Genomic DNA, 19662 nt, shown 5'->3' with positions numbered 1-19662 from the left:
CAAGGGATTCCAGTCACATGGGACGAGGCCGGGTTACTCGCCGGAGGTTGTCCAGTACTCCCGCCCGTCGGGCGTGCGGGCGATCAAGCCTTCTTCCACGAGGGTGCGGCGCAGGAGCGCGGCATCGCGGAAGGGCGCCCATCGGTCCAGGACCTCGGTCACGCTGGACTCGTTGTAGCGGCGGCCGCGTTCGAACTTCGCGATGAGGTAGAAGGCGGCCGCCCGCTGGTGCTTTCGCCGGGTTGGCCATTGCTTCAGCCGGCCCTGCGGATCGAGCCAGTGGCCCAACTCGCGGGCCGCTTCGGCGGGAGTGGGTGTGGTCATGCGTGGCGACTTTCGGATGCCAGCAGCCGCGCGAGGACGAGGTAGTCCCGGTCGGCGTGCGTGATGTTCGCAGGGACCATGGCCTCGGCGAGGGCGTTGCAGGTTGTCTTGGTCAACGCCAGCGAGACCGGGTCTTTCTTCAGCAGTTTCTCGGCCAGCGTCCGGGCCCTGGGGAGAGCCTCCCCATCCGGGACGCGGTGGTTCAGGAACCCCCACCGCAGCGCATCTTCGCTCGAAAACCGGTCGCAGGACATGACCAGTTCCTTGGTCCGGGCAGGGCCGAGCTCGCGCATGAGGCGGGGCAACGCATTCCAGGTCAACGGGATATCCAGGTCCACCTCCGGGATGGAGAACCAGGCGGATGCGGAAGCCAGCCGAATGTCCATGCACGAGAGGAAGACCACTGCACCGCCGATCGCGAGGCCGTTGACCGCGCCGATAGTGACCTGGTCCAGGCCTTCGATCGCCGCCGAAGTCCGGTTCCCGGCGCTCGACCGAATTCGCTCGCGGAGTGGCGAGGGCTCCGCGTTCGCCGCCGCGAGTGCGGGCCGGTTCGGGTCAGAGGTGCTCCCACCCAGGTCGGCCCCGGCGGAGAACGCGCGCCCTTCGCCAGTGAAGATGACAACGCGGGCATCCGCATCGTCGGCGAGGTTGCGGCATGCCTCCTGGATTTCCGCGTGCATCCGGAAGTTGATCGCGTTCAACTTGCCGGGGCGTGCGAGCGTGATTGTGACCAGGCCGGGCAGTTCCCGGTCGCGTTCAATGCGAATCGTCTCCATGGCTGCTCCTCCGGCGGCATAGTCGCCCGCGGGAAAGGAGTTCGGCAAGTTGTTGCTAATGAGACTTCATCTCACTATGATGCAACTGATACTGAATCTCAGGTAGCACCCGTGAGTCTCCTCGCCCGTCTCTCCGCACTCATCGTTTTCATCTTTGCAGTGGTCGCGGCGAGCGCGTGTGGCGGCGGCGGACCGGAGACGACAGGATCGGGGATCCAGGTTGTTGCAACGACGACTCAGATCGGCGCGCTCACCCGGGCGGTCGCCGGCGAAGGCGTCGCGCTGACGGTGCTGCTTTCAGCCGGGGCTGACGCCCACGACTACGAGCCCAGTCCCCTCGCGGCGAAGAAGATCGCCGCGGCGCGCGTGATCCTGCGCAACGGCCTCGGCCTGGACGACTGGCTCGACTCGACAATCGAAGGTTCGGGCACGAAGGGCACCGTCGTCACGGTCACGGATGACATCGACCTCAGGGTTGGAGACGGCGAGGCGGACCCGCACGTCTGGCACAGCCCTGCAAATGCGAAGTCGATGGTCGACAACATTGTCACGGCTCTCAGCGAAGCCGACCCGGAACACGCATCGGCGTTCGCCCAGAACGGCGAGGCCTACAAGAAGACGCTCGACGAGACGGACGCGGAGATCCGGAGGCTGATCGACCAAATCCCTTCCGAGAACCGCAGGGTGGTCACCAACCATGACGCACTCGGCTACTTTTTCGACCGGTACGGCATCGTCTTCATCGGGGCGATTATCCCCACGGCGAGCAAAGACGCGCAGCCCTCGGCGAAGGAGCTCGCCGAACTGCAGGACCTCATCGAGACGCAAGGGGTGAAGGCGATACTGGCCGAAAAGGAGGTCGACCCGAAAGTCGCCCGCGAACTCGCGGAGGACACCGGCGTGAGGATCGTTGAAGGCCTGTATGCTGACTCCCTCGGGGAGAAGGGCAGTGGCGCCGAAACCGTCGACGGGATGCTCCTTGCAAACGCACGCAAGATCGCGGAGGCACTGCGATAACGGCTGAGACACAGGCCCCAGGTTCGGCGTCCGGCGGCCCTGCGCTTGAAATTGCAGGGCTCTCCGTCAGCTATGGGGCGAACACGGCGCTGAGCGGAGTCGAGGCGCGGATCCCGGCCGGGATGGTGGTCGGGCTGATCGGGCCGAACGGGAGCGGCAAGAGCACGCTGCTGAAGGCGATCGCCGGCGTCCACACGCCGTCCGCGGGCAGCATCCGCCTCGGCGGTAAGCCGATCCGCGAGAGCGCCTCGCACGTCGCCTTCGTGCCGCAACGGGAAGAGGTGAACTGGGACTTCCCGGTGACGGCGCGTGACGTGGTGCTGATGGGCCGTTATCGGTCGGTTGGTTGGCTTCGCTGGCCCGGGCGCGAAGACCGCCGCCGGGCGGATGAAGCATTGGCGCGGTTGGGACTGGAAGGCATGGGCGACCGCCATATCTCGCAGTTTTCGGGCGGGCAGCAACAGCGCGTGTTCCTCGCGCGTGCGATGGTCCAGGACCCGGAACTGGTCCTGTTGGACGAGCCGTTCACGGGCATCGACGTGAAGAACCGCGAGGTATTCCATGGGGCCATCCAGGACTTCGCGCGGGCGGGCATTTCGGTCCTCATCGCGACTCACGACCTGGCGGAAGTGCAAGCGACGATGGACATGGTGATGTGCCTGAACCGGAGGATGGTTGCCTTCGGGCCTACCGCCGAGACCTTCACTCCAGGGAACCTGCGCACCACGTTCGGCGGACAGGTGGCGGTCTTCGAGGCGGCCTCATGAGCTGGCTGACCGAGCCGCTTGAGTACCCCTTCATGCAGCGAGCGCTGATGGAAGTCGTCATCATTGGCGTCCTCTGCGGGCTGGTGGGCTGCTTTGTGGTGCTGCGCGGGCTGGCGTTCATCGGCGACGCCCTGGCGCACGCCGTCTTCCCAGGCGTCGTGCTCTCGTACGTAGCGGGGCGGAGCATCCTGTTCGGGGCGTTCATCTTCGGGTCGCTCACTGCTCTCGGGATCGGGATCCTGTCGCGCTCCCGCCGTGTAAGCGAAGATTCGGCGATCGGGGTCATCTTCGCGGCGTTCTTCGCCCTGGGGGTAGTCATCCTGAGCCGTCAGGGGGGCTTCCGCCAGGACCTGGGCTCGCTGCTCTTCGGGAACATTCTTGGTGTTTCGACGACGGACGTATGGGTCACGCTGGTGGTCGCGCTGATCGTGGGCGGCATCCTCCTTGGCCTGCTGAAGGAGTTCACGCTGACCGCATTCGACCCCACGATGGCCCGTTCTGCGGGCTACCCGGTATTCGCGCTTGACCTGCTCCTCTTGCTACTGGTCTCGGCGACCATCGTGGTGAGCCTGCAAACGGTTGGGAACATCCTCATCCTGGCGCTGATAGTGACGCCGCCAGCTGCCGCCAGGCTGCTGACCGACCGCCTCAGCTACATGATGATGGCCAGCGTGGGGCTGGCCGTGTTTAGCGGCGTAGCGGGTCTTTTCGTCTCTTACCACGCGGCGACGGCTGCCGGCGCGACGATCGTCCTGACCGCGACCGGAGTCTTCCTCGTGTGCGTCGTGCTCGCGCCCAATCACGGCCTCCTGGCGACGAGCAGGGCGCGCCGGCGGGGCCGGCATCACGCCCACCACTTTCACACCAACGAAGAGATCGAAGTCAGCTAACGGGTGTCCTCGGCGAGCGAACCAGGTGCTACTCGCGCTCCATCTGAGGACGCCGGTGGCGGTCTTCCGGGTTGTCCCAGCCTTTGAAGTTCGGCGCGCGTTTCTCGGCGAAGGCAGCACGGGACTCCATCAGATCCGACTTCGCACCATGGTCGCGTAGGCGGTCGGCGAAGCGGTCGACTTCCGGTGCAACGCGCGGCCGCATTTCGCGCATGATGGCGAGGGTGTTCGCTCGCGAAGCGGGCGGGAGCGACATCAGGTGCGCAGCCATCCGGTGCGCCTCCGGCAGAAGGTCTTCGGGCTCCACGAGGCGGTTCAGAAACCCGAGCTGGTAGAGCCGCTCGGCATCGAACCGGAACGCAAAGGCCATCTCAGTGGCGACGGCGTGGGGAATGTTGGCGATGTGGCCGTGGTTGAATCCCCCGAGCAGCCAGCGCTTGGCTTCCGACATCTCGAAGACGGCGCCTTTGACGGCCAGCCTGAGGTCGCAACGCTCGACGAGTTGGAAGCCGCCGCCCATGGCGTAGCCGTTGATCGCACAGATCACGGGCTTGTCGAGCGTCCCGGAGGTGAACGGATCGCGGCGGATGCTGGAGTCGAGCCCGGGAGCGCCGCGCTGGAGCGACTCTTTCATGTCCTCTCCCGCGCAGAAGGCCCTCCCGGTACCGGTGTAGATAGCGGCTTCGAGTTCGCTGCGTTCGTCGAACTCGTTCCATGCGTCCGCGAGCGCAGCCCGGAGTTCGTTGCCGAGGGCGTTGAGTCGCTCCGGACGGTTCATGCGAATGACGAACACCGCGCCGTTGGTCTCGGTTTCGACGATTGCCATGTTCAGCTCCGAAGGGTGGTGTCGCGTTCGCCGATCCTACACGGTGTAGACTCGGGCGATGCCGCACGGCCGCCCAGCCCTCGATGGCATCCGCATCCTCGACTTCACGCGGGCCCAACAGGGGCCGTTCGCGACGATGCTCCTCTGTGACATGGGCGCGGAAGTCATCAAGGTGGAGCCGCCCGGCGGCGAGCAAGGGCGGGCGAACGGCCTCGGGCCCGACGGGTTTTCGTCGTACTTCGAGGGTCACAACCGTGGGAAGCGCAGCATCACACTCGACCTCAGGGTGGCGGAGGCCATCGACATCGTCCGCCGGCTCGTGCCGTCATGCGATGTCGTCGTCGAGAACTTCCGGCCCGGGGTCATGGAAGCGATGGGGCTTGGCTACGAGAGCCTTCGGCTGCTCCGCCCGGACATCATCCTGGCATCGGCTTCGGCCTGGGGCCGGAACGGCCCGTGGGCAGAACGGCCAGGGTATGACCATGTCGCCCAGGCACTGAGCGGAGTGATGTACGAACAGGGAGAAGGTCCGGGTGGCACCCCGCAGGCGCTCATCGGCGGCTTCGCCGACCAGATCGGGGCGATGCTGCTTGCCTTCGGCGTGTCCACGGCACTGGTGGCCCGGGAGCGGGAGGGGATCGGCCAACACATCGATGGGTCGCTCATCGGCGGCATGGTGGCGATGCAGTCGAAACAGATCATGGAGTTCCTGCGCACCGGGAAGCAGACCGGATTCGAGCGCCGGCGGGCGGCAACCTACACGAACTACGAGTGTGGAGACGGCAGGCACATCGCGATCGCGGCGCAGGACCAGAAGTACTGGGAACGGCTCTGCGAGGCGCTCGACGAGGGTTGGTTGAAAGACGACGAGCGGTTTGCAAGCCCCTTTCCACGTGCGCGAAACAAAGACGCGCTCGTCGGGGAGTTGGACCGCATCTTCCGCAAGCGGCCGATGGCGGAGTGGTTGGAGCCGCTTGCAGCAGCGGGCGTGCCCCATGCCCCGGTGTTGGACTACGCGGGCATGTCGGAGCACCCTCAGTACTGGGCGAACGAGTACCTCGTGGAGATCGAGACGCCGCACCTGGGCCGACTGCGTGTGCCGGGGGCGCCAGTCCGGATGAGCGCGACCCCTCCCCGTGTGGATTCGGCGGGACCGATCCTGGGCGCCGATACCGAGGATATTCTGCTTGCCGCTGGTTACGACTGGGACGAGATCGCGGCTTTCAAGGAGTGCGGCGCGACGCGGACGGCGTAGCCGGACTCACACCGGGGAGACGCGCCGGTGTGCGAGCGGCAGAAGGTCAGTGTTGGACGGCGTGGCCGCCATCGAGATTTATGGATTGACCGGTGAACCAGGCGCCCTGGTCGCTGCAAAGGAACATCACGGCGTGGGCGATCTCCTCGCCGGCGCCCATACGATGAAGGGCGATGCGGGCAGTCGCCTGATCCCAGGCCGGGGTCCCGCGGATGTCATCGATCCGAACGGTGTCCACGAGTCCCGGACAGATCGCGTTGACGCGGATCTTGTACTGGCCAACTTCCTGGGCCATCCCTGCAGTGAGCGCCTGGATACCGGCCTTGCTCGCGGCATAGGCGGTGGTGTTCGGGGGAAGCAGCTTCCCGGCGATCGAGGAAATGTTGACGATGCTGCCGCCATGGCCGGCATCGATGAGGTGCTGGCCGAAGACTTTGCACATCAAGAAGGTCCCTCGCAGGTTGACGCGGATGACCGTGTCCCAGGCATCTACGGGCATGTCGACCACTGGCACGCGGTCGCGTCCCCGGGCGGCGCCGGCGTTGTTGACGATGAAGTCGACGCGCGCATATTCGGCGAGAGTCCTCGCGAGTAGCGCCCTAACGGCGGCTTCGTCGCCGACATCCGAAACGACGGCAAGAGCGGTGCCGCCGAAGGCGCGGATTTCGTCGACTACCGAGTCGATATCACGCCAGCCTGCGGCTTTCTCGTCTTCGGGGTACTGATCTTGCGGCCGGCCGGTACCGGTCAGCACGACCATGCAGCCGGCGCGTGCCATCTCGACGGCGATGGGCCGGCCGATGCTGCGCATGCGGCCAGCACCGGTGACGATGGCAACCTTGCCTTCGAGTCCCGTCAGTTGAAGCGGCTGCATGTGGATCCCCCGCGGAGCGTGTTGAAGCCGCAGCCTACAGGTCGCGGGCGCCAGCCGGGAACGCCTCCGGGATGGGCGACTTCCACTGCCCCGGTGTTGAATCGGCCGCGAGCCGCCGGGCGAGGGGTGGTGGCGCGGACTACCGGGCCGCTTCGGCAGTGAGACCACCACCGTGGCGGGAGAGGTGTTCGGCCATCACTTCCAGGTACATCGCCTTGCAGGGGTTGGCCGAGCCTTCGGAGTGGCCAAGCACCACGATCTCGCTCCGCACGCTGGCCGGAGTCACTTCGAGGATCCCCACGGTGCCGAGGCGGGTGGAGAGGTGGTGCGGGAGGATGGGGCTACCTGAGTTAATGAGGAGGACATTGTCGCGAAACTCAAGCCGCTCGACGTGGGTATCGCCGCCGATGAGGACGTCAACCCGCTCTCCATCGAGCGAGGACTGGAGGATCTGGTCGATCGGGCGCGATTCGGGGCGCAGCTCATGGGCCATGCCGATGCGCCAGCCGTGGATGTCCAGCATTTGTTTCTTCGCCATGCGCGCGTCATCAAAGATATCGTTGTTTCCCTCGGCGATGAGCACCGGCGCGAACTGTGCGCACCACTCGACGACGGATGGCGCGGTGACATCGCCCGCATGGAGGATGAGGTCGACGCCGCGGAGGACGTCGGCGATCTGCGGGCCGAGTTCATCGAGCGAGCGGACGAGTGATGGGAGGTGGGTATCGGCGATTAGCCCTATTCGCACCCGAGTACGCTATCCTTGCGCGGCTAAGCGGACAAGCCGTGTCGCAGCCACCACGCGGGAGTCCCGGGAGACCGGGGAATCTCCTCGCGCGCAACGCGGACGGCGGCCGATCTTCGAGGAGGTTCGTTGTCCATGAGTCAATCGCGCCAGGCGGCCATCGCCGGCATCCACGAATACCCACTGCGCGTAGCGCCGGGTGTTTCCGCCATGCAGATCAAGGCTGCATCACTGAAAGCTGCTCTCGATGACGCCGGGCTCAAGTGGAGCGACGTCGACGGGTTGTACGACGCCGGCGACGGCGAAGGCGGAGGTGGGCTCGGCCTCGCGGCATACCTCGGCCTGAAGCCACGGGTGATCGATACAACCCAGGTGGGCGGCTCTTCGTACGAGTTCCATACGGCCCATGCCCTGCGGGACATTGCAGCGGGCCGGGTCCGGGTCGCCGTCACCACGTACGGTTCCACCGCTGCATCGAGCCGGATGGCGATCGGCACAGGCGGCCGGTTCGGCGGCGCGTCCTGGCAGACGAACATGGAAGCGCCATACGGGTCCACCCTCATCAGCAACTACGCCATGGTGAAGCAGCGGCACATGCACCAGTACGGCACCACGAACGAACAGCTCGCCGAGATCTCGGTCGCAACTCGCAAGCACGCGATGCGTAACCCGGATGCAGTGAAGGCGATGACTGACCTGCAGTTCGTGAAAGTGGACAACATCACCGTGGCAGACGTGCTTGAATCACGGGTCGTCGCTACGCCGTTGCGGCTACTGGAGTGCTGCATGGTATCGGACGGCGGTGGCGCACTGGTGATCGTTTCGCCGGAAGTGGCCCGCGACATCAAGAAGAAGCCCGTCTGGGTCATTGGCTCGGGCGAAGCGACGAAGTACCGCGAAAATGGCGGCGACATCACGGTCAGCGCCGGCGCCCAGAGCGGCCCGGCGGCATTCGCGCAGGCGGGGGTGACGCCGAGCGAGATCGACATCGCGATGATCTACGACTCGTTCACGATCACCGTCGCCACGTGCCTGGAGGACCTGGGGTTCTGCAAGAAGGGCGAAGTTGGGGCGTTCATCGGCGACGGCCACCTCGCGTTCGACAAGCCGGGACTCACCATCAACACCGATGGCGGCGGCCTCTCTTCGAACCACCCGGGCATGCGCGGGCTGTTCCTGTTGCTCGAAGCCACGCGCCAGCTCAGGGGTGAATCGACTTCGCAGGTGAACGGCGCGAAGCTCGCGGTCGCACACGGGAACGGGGGCCTTCTCGGCGCTACCCACACCGGCGGGACCGTGGTCCTCGCTGCGGACTAGTACACCACTGAGACAGGGGTGCCAGGAGGGTGCGGGAGATCACCGCACGGCCCCGGCCCCCGGCCCCTCGATGAAAGGACTTTGAGATGCCAAATCGACCGCAACCGCACTTCCCCGAACCCGATACAAAGCACTACTGGGACGGCGTCAAGGAGGGCGAACTCCGCTACCAGACGTGCAACAGCTGCAACGCCGTGAACTTCTACCCGACCGCCCACTGCCAGGCTTGCGGCAGCGGAAGCCAGGCCTGGAAGGTTTCGAAGGGCGAAGGCACGGTCTACACGTTTTCGGTCGTGATGCAGAACCGCATCCCCGGCTTCCAGGAGTTGGGCGCGTACGCCGTCGCCTACGTGGACCTCGATGAGGGCTTTCGCATGCTCACCAACGTGCTGGTCGACGGCGACCCGACAACGGGTGTGAAGATCGGCCAGCGCGTACGAGTTGACTACGAGAAGCAGGACAGCGGCGAATACCCCATTCCCGTCTTCCGCCCGATCTAGACCTCTCCTCCCCTCTTCTCTCCCGTTTTCGGGAAGAGAAGAGGGGTTGGTGGAGAGAATGAATCCCACCAGAGGCAACAGGAGCCGCCCATGCCGCTGAACCCGCAGGCCCGTGCCGTCCTCGACGTGATGGCCACCACCGGCTTCAAGCTCGCCGGAGACCCGGCGGCCGTCCGAGCCATGATCGCCCTGACGCCTCGGCCGCAAGGGGAGGCGGTCACCGCCGTCGAAGATCGGATGGTCCCCGCGAACGGCGCCGAGATCCCGGTGCGGATTTATCGACCCGACGACGCGCGGGCTGCGAAGCCTGCGCTCATCTGGTTTCATGGCGGTGGATGGGTGATCGGAAGCCTCGACGGCGCCGATTTCGGCTGCCGGATGATGGCGAATGCAAGCGGTTGCGTGGTCATCTCGGTGGACTACCGACTGGCGCCCGAACACAAGTTCCCAACCGCGGTTGACGACTGCATGGGCGTCACTCAGTGGATCGCAGAGAACGGGGCGTCGCTGGGTGTGGATGGCTCGCGGCTGGCTGTCGGCGGCGACAGTGCCGGGGGTAACCTGGCGGCGGTCGTTTCGCAGCTGGCCAGGGACGCGGGCGGTCCATCGCTTTCGTTCCAGGCGCTGGTCTACCCCGTGACGAATTACGATTACGGTACGGATTCGTACCGCGAAAACGCAGCGGGGTACCTACTTGAGCGCGCATCGATGGAGTGGTTCTGGGGCCACTACCTTCGCAGCGAAGCCGATGGCGCGAGCGCGAAGGCTTCGCCACTCCGCCACACAAACCTTACGGGGCTTCCGCCTGCGATCGTGATCACCGCCGAGTTCGACCCCCTGCGCGACGAAGGCGAAACCTATGCGGAACGCCTGCGCGCGGCCGGGGTCCCGGTCGAGCTCATGAGGTTCGCGGGCGAAATCCATGGCTTCTATGCCAACCCCGCGATCGACGAGGGGTCTGAAGTCGCGCGGCTCATCGGGAGGGCAGTGGGCCGGGCCCTGGGTTAGCTTCCCGAGACCCGTTCAGCGAGCGGCGATGAGGACGCAGATGCCAACGAGGACGATCACGGCGGCGATGGCCCGGTGGCGCCCGAGGCCCTCACGAAGGAACAGCCAACCACCGATCGGGCCGAGGATAACCGAGGTCTCGCGGAGCACGGCGACGTAACCGACTGGCGCGTGGTTCACGGCGACCAGCACCATGCCGTAGGCCGCCACGGAAGCGCCGCCAGCTGCTGCGTACCGCTTCCAGGAACGCTTCGCGGCGGCGCGGATCGCGTGGCCCCTGCCGGCGGCGAGCCCGGCGAGCGAAAGCGCGACCCCCACGCTCACACCCTGGGCGGCGGCATACCCCAGCCCGTTCGAAGCGCGCGATCCCTGCGTATCGACCAGCGTGTAGGTCGCGATGAGAAGGCCGGTAGCCAGGGCCCAGGCGTAGGCCTCTCGCGTGCCGCCGAGCTGCATGAGGGCGAGCAAGCCGACCGCGGCGATGAGCATCCCGGCCACGCCAACCGGCGGGAGCGTATCGCCAAGGAGCACCGCTCCGCCGGTCGCCGCTATCAGTGCCCCACTCCCGCGAGCGAGGGGATAGGTCATAGAGAAGTCGCCGCTGTGGTAGGCGCGGGTCAGCGCAGTCACGTACCCGAAGTGGATTGCCGTCGAGGCGGCGAGCCAGATGAGCGCCTCCCCGCGAGGGGGCCCAGCGAGGAGCAGCACCGGGAGGAACAGCAGCCCACCGAAGAGGAACTGGAGCGAGGCGGCGATGTAACGGTCTCCGCCCTGTTTCAGGGCGAGGTTCCAGGAAGCGTGGAGGACTGCCGCACCCAGCGCCAGGATGGTCGCGATCAGCATCGCCGGGGCATTCGTAGGCGGTGTGTCGTCACGTCGAGCGGCATACTGGCGCAGCATGGCACTCCACGCGACCGGCCAGTGCAGCCGCTACCGTATCCGGCACCAGCAGGTCCGAAGAGACCGGTTGCTACGGAAAGGGATGATGCGGAACCGACCTCAGGCGGCATCCTCCCGAGGTTCCCTTGCAACGACCAGGCGGTCACGACCGGCGCGCTTCGCCTCGTAAAGGGCACGGTCTGCGGCAGCGTAGGCGCCATCCAGGTGGATGCTGGCGTCAGCAAGGCCGGCGCTCACGGTCACCCGGAGTTCGCCCTCGGCGACCGCGAAACGCGCTTCGCGCACCGCGGCAATTGCCCGCAGGCAGGCTGCTTCGGCATCCGTCCGCGCACCCGGGAAACAGACGCCGAACTCTTCCCCGCCAACCCGGCCCACGACGCCGTCTTCGCCGAGCGCATCGGAGAGGAGTCGCGAGACTTCGGCGAGTACGGTGTCGCCGACGGGATGACCGAAGGTGTCGTTGATGCGCTTGAAGTGGTCGATATCGAAGATGGCGAGAGCCGCGTGAGCCTGTGTTTCAACCTGGCCGAACCATGCGCGGCGGTTGAGCGCACCCGTGAGGGCGTCATGCATGGCGTCCTCTTCCGCACGGGCGCGAAGATTGTCGATCTCCTGGGTCACCCGGGCGAGCTCGCGGGTGCCCTGGAGGAGGGCCTCGTTGACCGCACGGATCTGCGATTCCCAACTCAAGATCCGCTCGGCGACGCGCAACCGTGCGGAGAGTTCGACGGCCTGCAGCGGCTTCGTGAGAAAGTCGTCTACACCGGCCTCGAGGGCAACGGCCATGTCTTCCGGACGGTCGTGCGCGGTGAGCATGATGACGTAGGTGTAGCCATCGAGACCCGCGCGCCTGACGAGACGGCAGAGCTCGACGCCATCCATCCTCGGCATGTCCCAGTCCGTGACGAGTACCTGGTAGCCGCCGCGTTTCAACTTCTGCATGGCGTCGAAGCCGTCGGACGCCGTTTCACACACGTGTCCGAGCTGTTCCACCGCCCGTTCAATCATGCGGATGGTGAATCGGCCGTCCTCCGCGACAAGAACTCTGAGCACACTTCCTCCCATTACAGCAGTGGCCTGCCCTTTGCCGCCCTCCTGATTTTCGACACATTCTTGCGAGTCCGCAGCCTCGTGCGTACCGGCCGGATGACTAAACACTCTCGTTATGTCGCCACGATGCACGCGAACGGGCCAGGGAAATCCTTCGTGGCACCAGATGGGGAGCCAATCAGCGATCCCTCGCGCATCGGCGGCATCGCGAAGCGCTGGCGCGCGGCGAAAAAGTCCCGGGAGACTACGGATTGCGGATGGCCCCCCGGGCCGCCAGCCTATCGACGGTTCCCGCGTCGAGACCGGATTCCAGGAGCACTTCACGGGTGTGTTGGCCGAGCTGTGGAGATGCGGTGGAGGCGGTCAGCGGAGTTTCGGAAAACGCTACCGGGGGAGCCACTACCGTGAGCCCACCGAGGGTCGCGTGTTCCATTCGGACGACGAAGCCATTCTCCCGAACCTGTTCGTCGTCGAGGAGCTGCTCGCGCAAGCGCATAGGCCCACAAGGGATGCCGGCCGACGAGAGTTTGCGATGCCAGTTCTCGGTCGTGTCCGTCCGCAGGATCTCCTCAACCGTTCCGTAGAGCGCTGCCGTGTAGGCGCGTGCGTCCTCCGGCTCCCAACCTGGCTCGCGAGACCACCGGTCATCGAAACCGACGACTTCCATCATCTTCATGCGGAGCGGCCGGGCCATGGCGGCAATCGAAATCATCCCATCCGAGGTCCGGAGGAAGCCGTAGTAGACTCGCGCCGGAACGTGCGGCTGAAGCTCATCGCGCTTCGCAAGCACGTCAGCCCACGAGGCGCCACCTGCGAAGGCGTGCTTCAGGTACTCCACGAACTCCTCCCTCCAGTTGTCGATCACGTCAACGTGGTTGATGTGATTGTTCTGGAGGACGAGCGCCGCCTGCAGCAGTGCGACATCGAGCCTTTGCCCTTTGCCCGTGCGTTCCCGGTTATAGAGGGCGGTTGACACCCCCCAGGCAAGGAGCAATCCGGCCGTGTAGTCGATGATCGGCTCCGGGGGCGGCATTGGGCCATCAGCAGTGATGTTCAGTAATCCAGAATATCCAGCAAGAACGACATCCATTCCGGGGGCATCGGCCATGGGGCCGCTGCGCCCATAGGCGGTGTTCTCGGCGTAGATGAGCCGCGGGTTAGCACGCGAAAGGCTTTCGTAGTCGAGCCCGTGGCGTCTCGCCTGTCCGGGGCGGAAGTTGGCGACCACAACGTCCATCTTGAGGACGAGGGCGCGGACGGCCGCGGAGACTTCCGGGTCACTGAGGTCGACCGCCAGCGAGCGCTTGCCGCGGTTCTTGTTCAAGAACTGGCGACCCTCTCCGGGGACGATCGCGCCGTTGCGCCGCGTCTCGTCTCCATCGAGCGACTCCACCTTGATAACGTCGGCACCGCCATCGGCGAGGAGCTGACCACAATAGGGCGCGGCGATGAAGCGTCCGAATTCGATGACGCGCAGTCCGCTAAAGGGTCCCGGCATTCGGCCTCCTGTGGTCAGTCGCCGTCTTGAAATTCCTCAGGTCTCCGTCCGCCCAGGTGAGGGAGACAACGTACTCGCGGAACGTTCGCACCACATTCGATTCCCATCCCCGGTCGCGGGAGACAAGAAAGAAGTTCCGCTTCGGCGGAGAAGCGAGCCGGAACGTGGCAAGCCGGCTGTCGGCGGGGTCCACAGAGTACTGGGAAACGATCGCGATCCCGGCACCATCGCGGACGGCTCGTTTGATTCCCTCTAACGCACCGACGCTGAGACGGGAGGTGGCCGTGACGCCTGCAGCGGTGAACCAATCGCTGATTAGTGACTGGATCGGGGCCCGGCGGTTCCTGAGCGGATCGTTGGGACCAAAGTGAACGAACCGTTCTTTCGCGATATCGAGGGGGGTGACAGGGCGCCGCAGCTTTGCCAGGCGGTGTTCGGCTGGAGCGATCCCGACGAGGGTGTCGGAGAGGAACGGCGTCTTGTCGACGCCGGGCGTCGGTGTGGCATCGCTATGGATGCCCAGGTCAAAGCTCCGGTCCAGCACGCCGTTGTCCACTTCGTCGTTGGTGCCAGTGGCACGGACGCGAATGTAGATCCCAGGATGCTCGCGTTGAAAGCGGACGGCGATGGTAGGAATGATGAACTCGGCGGCAGTGGTCCCGGCGGCGAGGCGCAACTGACCCTGATCGAGGGCGACATCGTCTCGGAGGTAACGGATCAGGTCGGTCTCTTCGTCCTTCGATCGGCGGGCGTACTGATAGACCACTCGCCCGTGTTCGGTGAGGACGACACGCTTGCCGTGCTGTTCGACCAGTTTTGTATGGAGCTGAGCTTCCAGCTTCCGAACGTGCTGATGGACTCCCGGTTGAGAGAGGGAGAGGGCGGCAGCAGCTCTTGTGTAGCTCTCATGTTCCGCAACGGAGAGAAAGCACTGCAGGCCTTGTGAGTTGAGCTCCACTCGGCGAATCATCGTTCATGTTGATGATTTGCTCAAAGATGCTGGACGTATCCCCATGGCTGACCTCGGTCCAACCCGAAGAACCAGCGGCTAATAATCATCGCGAGCGATGATTATCATCACTATCATCACATTGAAGTCCGCCGCCATCGGCGCGTATGCTCCAGCCCAGGTGCAAGGAGGGGAAACTTGCCGCTGCCACTTGATGGCTTCCGCATCATCGATTGCTCCACGGTCCTGGCCGGGCCGCTTGCGGCTACCCACCTCGGGGATTTCGGCGCCGATGTGATCAAGGTCGAACTTCCGCAGTCCGATCCACTGCCGATGCGGGCCACCCGCCTCCACGAAGAGCGGAACAAGCGCTCGATAACGGCCGACCTCCGGACCGAGGAGGGCCAGGACATCCTGCTGAGGCTGATCCGGGATGCCGACGCGCTGATCGAGAACTTCCGTCCGGGAACGTTCGAGAAGTGGAACCTCGGCCCGGATCGCCTGTTGAAGGAGAATCCACGGCTGATCATCCACCGCCTCAGTGCATTCGGCCAAACCGGACCGTGGAGTTCTCTGGGTGGGTATGACCGGCAGGCCCAGGCGATCTCCGGAGCAACCTACGTCACTGGGTTCCCCGATTCGGAACCTGTCCGGAGTGGATTCGCGACGGCGGACTACATGGCCGGCATCTGGGGCGCGTTCAGCATCATCCTCGCCGCGTACTGGCGGGACGCGCGGGGTGGGACCGGACAGGTGTCCGACCTCGCGCTGTTCGAACCGATGCTTCGCGCGAGCGAGGGTTCGATCACGGAATTCGGGCTTAGCGGGAGCGTCCGGGAGCGGGCCGGCAACAGCAACCCGGGCGTGGTCCCGGCGTCGAACTTCCGCACGAGGGACGGCGTGACTGTCGCCATCAATGCCAACAACGACCGTCAATGGGCGCGCCTCGCACGCGTCATTGGGCGTGCGGACCTCGCGGTAAACGAAGATTACCGCATGGCCTCGCGGCTGAAGCACGCGGAGGAGATCTACGCACTCATCGGCGAGTGGGTCGGAGCCCGGGACGTCCGTACGGTCGAAGCGGCGATGGTAGAGGCAGGCGTGCCGTGCGCACCGGTCCTCAACGTTCGCCAGATCCTTGAACACCCCATGATTCGTGGCCGCGGTTCTATCGTGAACATCCCATGGGAAGAGACGGACCTGGCGATGGTCGCACCCTTGCCGCGTCTGTCAGCATCTCCCGGCGAGATCCGGAGCGCAGCTCCCCGGACCGGGCAACACACCGTCGAAGTGCTGAAGGGGATAGGCTTCGACGCAAACCAGATCGCCGAACTCGCCGAACGAGGCATTATCGGCAAGCCAACGTCGTGAGCGCTGCCTGTCGCGAGCAGCCCTGGGGCGCCACCTGAGGAGGAGAATTCAATGAAAGACGACATGAGCATCATCCGGGGGAAGCGGACGCCAAGCAGGCGAGACTTCATTCGCGGTGCGTCGGTCGCAGGGATCGGCGCGGCCGCCGCGGGCCTCGTGGGTTGTGGGGATGACGACGACGCCGAAAATGGCGGGGATGGCAGCGCCAGCCCGACTACGGCGGCGACGCAAGCCCCGAAGCAGGGTGGAGTGCTCCGGGGCGCTCAAACGGCCGACCTCAACATGTCGACGGGATATCCGTTCGTCGCCCTGGCAGAAAACCCGTTCATCAACGCGCTGCCGATCGAGCCGGTCATCCAGTACACGGACAGCCTGACGCCGACGCTGAACCTGGCGGAGCGGTTCGAGTTCAACGCCGACCGCAGTTCGCTCGTGGTGAAGCTCAAGCCGGGGCTCACCTTCCACAATGGCGCGCCGGTGACGGCCGATGACTTCGTGTTCGGGATCAACCTGATCCAGAAACCCGCCGACTTCGGAATCAAGGGCACCTTCCAGCTCTCCGCGTTTGCCAATGCGGTCAAAGAATCGAAGGTGCTGAGCGCCACCGAGGTGCAATTCACCTTCGACAAGCCCCGGGTGAACATGGCCGATTTCTTCGCCCAGCTTCCGGTGGTGCACAAGGCGAGCTACGAAGAGACGAAGACAGGGAAGGCGATCAACGGGACGGGGCCCTTTGTCTTCAAGAAGTGGACGCCGGGCCAGATCCTCACCTTCGAGAAGAACCCCAACTGGCATCGCAAGGCCGATAGCGGCGGGCCGTACCTGGACGGAATCGAGGTTCGGTTCTTCGGCGACCAGGACGCAATGGGGCTCGCTTACCAGTCTGGCGAACTTGACCTTCTCCTCGGGCCGCCAGCCGCCCTCGCGGCGCAGAACCGGAAACTGACCCATGTCCCTGTCAAGACCGGGCTCGAATACATGGGCATGAACGTGACGCATCCAGACCTGGTTGACGCCCGTGTCCGCAAGGCGATCTTCATGGCGGTGGACCGGCCGCGCATCATCAAGGAGCTGGGAGAAGACTTCGGCAAAGTCACCTGCCAGCCGTGGCCGAGCACCTCGCCAGCATTTGATCCGAAGCTCGAGGACCCGCTCTACAACCCAACCGAGTCGAAGAAGCTCCTGGCCCAGGCCGGGTGGAAGCAGACTGAACCAATCCCGTTCGACCACCGCACAACCGCGGCCTACGTCGCCGAAGCGTCGCTCATCCAGCAGAACCTGAAAGACGTGGGCATCGAAACGAAGCTCATACCGTCAGATCCGACGGCATTCCTGGCGATCCTTCGGGATCGGAAGTTCAAGGGGCTGTGGGTGACCTCCCACGCGTTCGCGCACATGGCGCCGCTGACGAACTTCCAGCAGACGTTGCCGTATCAGCAGCCCAACATGAGCTACTACGAGTCGCCGACCTATCTCGACATCCGCGCTCAGCTCGAGAAGCTCGACCCGCTCAGTGACGCGGCAAAGGCGCAGTACAAGCGCTTCAACGAGATCTGGGTGGAAGACCCCTGGCTGGTGCCGTTGCAACCGAACACCGGCCCGCAACTCGTGTCCGAGCGCGTCCGGGGGTTCGGGAAGTACCTGGTGACCCCCGGAATCGCCAAGTACTGGGAAGTCTGGCTCGCTTGAGTTGGATGCATGCATGACCACGGCGCCAGGCGAGGCGGGGCGGCGCCGTGATTAGCTACATCATCGGCCGGTTGCTCCAGGCGGTGCCGGTGCTGGCTCTTGCCAGCATCGCCGTGTTCTCCGTGCTACGGCTCATCCCGGGGGACCCGGCGGACATCATCGCCGGCGAGGACGCAACGCCGGCCGAAGTCCAGGTGCTGCGCGAACAACTCGGACTCAGCGACCCGATCCCTGTCCAGTACGTGCGCTGGATCGGCGAGCTTGCCCGTGGTGACCTCGGCGTCTCGCTGCGCACCGGGGTGCCGGTGACCGAGCTGCTGGAGCTCTCTCTTCCGCCGACACTGGAGCTGGCGGCCGCGTCCTATGTGATCGCGCTGGTCATCGGGATCCCGCTGGGCACCATCGCCGGCGTTAAGCCCCGGTCGCTCTGGGACTGGGGGCTCTCGCTCTTCACCGTCGGGACGCTGGGCGTGCCCAGCTTCCTGCTCGGCGTGCTCCTGCTGTGGCTGTTTGCAGTCACGCTCGGGTGGCTGCCAGCGAGTGGGCGCGTTTCGCCCCTGAACGATCCCGTGGACTCGATGCGGCACCTTGCGCTCCCGGCGATCGCTCTCGGGACGGGCCTGGCGGCGGTCCTGGCCCGTTACACGAGGACAACCGTGCAAGCAGCCATGGGACAGGACTACATCCGCACGGCCAGGGCGAAGGGACTCAAGGACTACCAGGTGGTCGTCCGGCACGCGCTGAGGAACTCGCTTATCCCTATCGTGACAATCGTTGCTCTTCAGCTGGGCAATATCATGGCCGGAGCTGTCGTCATCGAGCGGGTCTTCACACGGCCCGGGCTCGGGCGGTTGGTTGTGGATGCAATCCTCAACCGCGACTACATCATTGTGCAGAGCACGCTCATTATCCTCGTCGTCATCTTCATCATGGTGAACCTCGCGGCCGACCTCGCCTACGGCCTCCTGGACCCGCGGGTGAGGCGACGATGAGCGTGAGCTTTCCGGAACTCACGTACACGAGCCGTCGCGAGCGACTTGTCCGGGAATCGATGTTCTGGGGCAGCCTCGATCGTCTTGTCCGCAACCCTCAGGGGCTTCTCGGGCTCGTGATCCTTGGCCTCCTCGTTGGAGCCGCGATCTTCGCGCCACTCCTTACGTGGCACGAGCCAAACATCCAGAACGCATCGGCGCGGTTCATGCCACCAAGCCTGGAGCATCCCTTCGGGACGGACGAGCTGCGGCGCGACCTCTATTCGCGCACGCTGTTTGGGCTGCGCGTTTCGCTTGCGTTGAGCCTCACCTCCGTGACGATCGGATCGACGATCGGCATTATGTTCGGCTTCTTCGCGGGCTATGTCGGTGGTTGGGTCGACGCGGTAATGATGCGGCTCATCGACGCTCTGCTAGCGTTCCCGGGCCTTCTTTCGGCGCTGGCGATTGTGACGATCCTCGGGCCGAGCATTCGAAACGTGGCCATCGCGATCGCATTCTTCTCGGTACCTTCGTTCGCGCGGCTCTCGCGTGCGCAGATGCTTGCCGAGCGCAACAAGGATTATGTGGCATCAGCACAGGCGCTCGGCGCCGGACCCGTTCGGATCGTGTTCCGGCACATCGCCCCGAATGCCATCGCGCCGTTGCTGACCCAGGTCGCCCTGTTCATCGCTTCGGCGGTGTCGGTGTCTGCAGCGTTGAGCTTCCTGGGGCTCGGCGAACGCGCACCGGACGCTTCACTGGGCGGGCTGATCAACACGGCAAAGAGCAACCTCCAAAAGGCGTGGTGGTACCCAACATTCCCGGGGCTTGCGCTCGCCCTGCTGCTGCTTTCGCTGAACCTCCTGGCAGACGCCGTGAACGACGCGATCAACCCATTTGCGCGCCGCAGAGCCTGACGAAGGAGAGAG

20 protein-coding genes are annotated in these 19662 nt (G+C 65.1%); 11 read left to right on the top strand and 9 right to left on the bottom strand.

Annotated elements, in window-relative coordinates:
- Positions 1-33 precede the first annotated feature (33 nt).
- The gene (locus IPG14_RS07455) at positions 34-324 is read right to left on the bottom strand and encodes a DUF2087 domain-containing protein (protein ID WP_343386470.1); all 291 of its coding nucleotides are present in this window, start codon (positions 322-324) and stop codon (positions 34-36) included.
- The gene (locus IPG14_RS07450; protein ID WP_343391384.1) at positions 321-1103 is read right to left on the bottom strand and encodes an enoyl-CoA hydratase/isomerase family protein; all 783 of its coding nucleotides are present in this window, start codon (positions 1101-1103) and stop codon (positions 321-323) included. Before IPG14_RS07450 ends, IPG14_RS07455 begins: the two co-directional genes overlap by 4 nt.
- Before the next feature lie 111 nt (positions 1104-1214).
- Between IPG14_RS07450 and IPG14_RS07445 the strand changes: the two genes are divergently transcribed.
- From IPG14_RS07445 to IPG14_RS07435, 3 genes are read left to right on the top strand one after another with little or no spacing between them, the layout of a single operon-like run.
- Entirely contained in the window at positions 1215-2120 is a 906-nt protein-coding gene (locus IPG14_RS07445; protein WP_343391383.1) for a metal ABC transporter substrate-binding protein, read from the top strand.
- The gene (locus IPG14_RS07440) at positions 2117-2887 is read left to right on the top strand and encodes a metal ABC transporter ATP-binding protein (RefSeq protein ID WP_343391614.1); all 771 of its coding nucleotides are present in this window, start codon (positions 2117-2119) and stop codon (positions 2885-2887) included. Before IPG14_RS07445 ends, IPG14_RS07440 begins: the two co-directional genes overlap by 4 nt.
- A complete protein-coding gene (locus tag IPG14_RS07435) occupies positions 2884-3777 on the top strand; it encodes a metal ABC transporter permease (RefSeq protein WP_343391382.1) in 894 nt (297 codons plus the stop codon). Before IPG14_RS07440 ends, IPG14_RS07435 begins: the two co-directional genes overlap by 4 nt.
- A gap of 28 nt (positions 3778-3805) precedes the next feature.
- Here the strand turns inward: IPG14_RS07435 and IPG14_RS07430 are convergent, their stop codons facing one another.
- Positions 3806-4603 (bottom strand): enoyl-CoA hydratase/isomerase family protein, encoded by a 798-nt coding sequence (locus IPG14_RS07430; RefSeq protein WP_343391381.1) that lies wholly within the window; start codon positions 4601-4603, stop codon positions 3806-3808.
- 58 nt (positions 4604-4661) lie between these two features.
- Here IPG14_RS07430 and IPG14_RS07425 point away from each other — a divergent pair, with 58 nt between their 5' ends.
- A complete protein-coding gene (locus IPG14_RS07425; RefSeq protein WP_343391380.1) occupies positions 4662-5858 on the top strand; it encodes a CoA transferase in 1197 nt (398 codons plus the stop codon).
- 46 nt (positions 5859-5904) lie between these two features.
- Here the strand turns inward: IPG14_RS07425 and IPG14_RS07420 are convergent, their stop codons facing one another.
- Positions 5905-6732: an SDR family oxidoreductase gene (locus IPG14_RS07420; protein WP_343391379.1), complete on the bottom strand. Its 828-nt coding sequence runs from the start codon at positions 6730-6732 to the stop codon at positions 5905-5907.
- 139 nt (positions 6733-6871) lie between these two features.
- The gene (locus IPG14_RS07415; RefSeq protein WP_343386477.1) at positions 6872-7480 is read right to left on the bottom strand and encodes a metallophosphoesterase family protein; all 609 of its coding nucleotides are present in this window, start codon (positions 7478-7480) and stop codon (positions 6872-6874) included.
- A 132-nt stretch (positions 7481-7612) separates the two neighbouring features.
- On the opposite strand from IPG14_RS07415, the gene IPG14_RS07410 reads away from it, so the two are divergent.
- From IPG14_RS07410 to IPG14_RS07400, 3 genes are all read left to right on the top strand, one after another.
- A complete protein-coding gene (locus tag IPG14_RS07410) occupies positions 7613-8794 on the top strand; it encodes a thiolase domain-containing protein (RefSeq protein WP_343391378.1) in 1182 nt (393 codons plus the stop codon).
- An 86-nt stretch (positions 8795-8880) separates the two neighbouring features.
- Positions 8881-9294, top strand: a complete 414-nt coding sequence (locus tag IPG14_RS07405) for an OB-fold domain-containing protein (protein ID WP_343386479.1) — start codon at positions 8881-8883, stop codon at positions 9292-9294.
- 90 nt (positions 9295-9384) lie between these two features.
- Complete coding sequence (locus tag IPG14_RS07400) at positions 9385-10302, top strand: alpha/beta hydrolase (RefSeq protein ID WP_343391377.1); 918 nt, start codon at positions 9385-9387, stop codon at positions 10300-10302.
- 15 nt (positions 10303-10317) lie between these two features.
- Here the strand turns inward: IPG14_RS07400 and IPG14_RS07395 are convergent, their stop codons facing one another.
- From IPG14_RS07395 to IPG14_RS07380, 4 genes are all read right to left on the bottom strand, one after another.
- Positions 10318-11202, bottom strand: coding sequence for an EamA family transporter (locus IPG14_RS07395; RefSeq protein ID WP_343391376.1), 885 nt, complete (start codon positions 11200-11202; stop codon positions 10318-10320).
- Between the two features lie 99 nt (positions 11203-11301).
- Positions 11302-12255, bottom strand: coding sequence for a diguanylate cyclase (locus IPG14_RS07390; protein ID WP_343389083.1), 954 nt, complete (start codon positions 12253-12255; stop codon positions 11302-11304).
- A gap of 241 nt (positions 12256-12496) precedes the next feature.
- Positions 12497-13750 (bottom strand): CoA transferase, encoded by a 1254-nt coding sequence (locus tag IPG14_RS07385; protein WP_343391375.1) that lies wholly within the window; start codon positions 13748-13750, stop codon positions 12497-12499.
- Positions 13734-14708, bottom strand: coding sequence for a LysR family transcriptional regulator (locus IPG14_RS07380; protein ID WP_343391374.1), 975 nt, complete (start codon positions 14706-14708; stop codon positions 13734-13736). Before IPG14_RS07380 ends, IPG14_RS07385 begins: the two co-directional genes overlap by 17 nt.
- Before the next feature lie 189 nt (positions 14709-14897).
- Here IPG14_RS07380 and IPG14_RS07375 point away from each other — a divergent pair, with 189 nt between their 5' ends.
- Genes IPG14_RS07375 through IPG14_RS07360 form a run of 4 tightly spaced genes read left to right on the top strand, consistent with a single transcriptional unit; the run spans position 14898 to position 19650 of the window.
- The gene (locus tag IPG14_RS07375; protein WP_343389086.1) at positions 14898-16070 is read left to right on the top strand and encodes a CoA transferase; all 1173 of its coding nucleotides are present in this window, start codon (positions 14898-14900) and stop codon (positions 16068-16070) included.
- 51 nt (positions 16071-16121) lie between these two features.
- Positions 16122-17759 (top strand): ABC transporter substrate-binding protein, encoded by a 1638-nt coding sequence (locus tag IPG14_RS07370; protein WP_343389087.1) that lies wholly within the window; start codon positions 16122-16124, stop codon positions 17757-17759.
- A gap of 47 nt (positions 17760-17806) precedes the next feature.
- A complete protein-coding gene (locus tag IPG14_RS07365; RefSeq protein WP_343391373.1) occupies positions 17807-18751 on the top strand; it encodes an ABC transporter permease in 945 nt (314 codons plus the stop codon).
- A complete protein-coding gene (locus tag IPG14_RS07360; RefSeq protein ID WP_343386489.1) occupies positions 18748-19650 on the top strand; it encodes an ABC transporter permease in 903 nt (300 codons plus the stop codon). The genes IPG14_RS07365 and IPG14_RS07360 overlap by 4 nt, the downstream gene beginning before the upstream one ends.
- Positions 19651-19662: the final 12 nt, after the last annotated feature.

The sequence above is a fragment of the Candidatus Amarobacter glycogenicus genome, assembly GCF_016704105.1.
Lineage (GTDB): Bacteria > Chloroflexota > Dehalococcoidia > Tepidiformales > Tepidiformaceae > Amarobacter > Amarobacter glycogenicus.
Note: the sequence above shows the minus strand (reverse complement) of the source record. Positions and strands in the feature narration are given on the sequence as shown.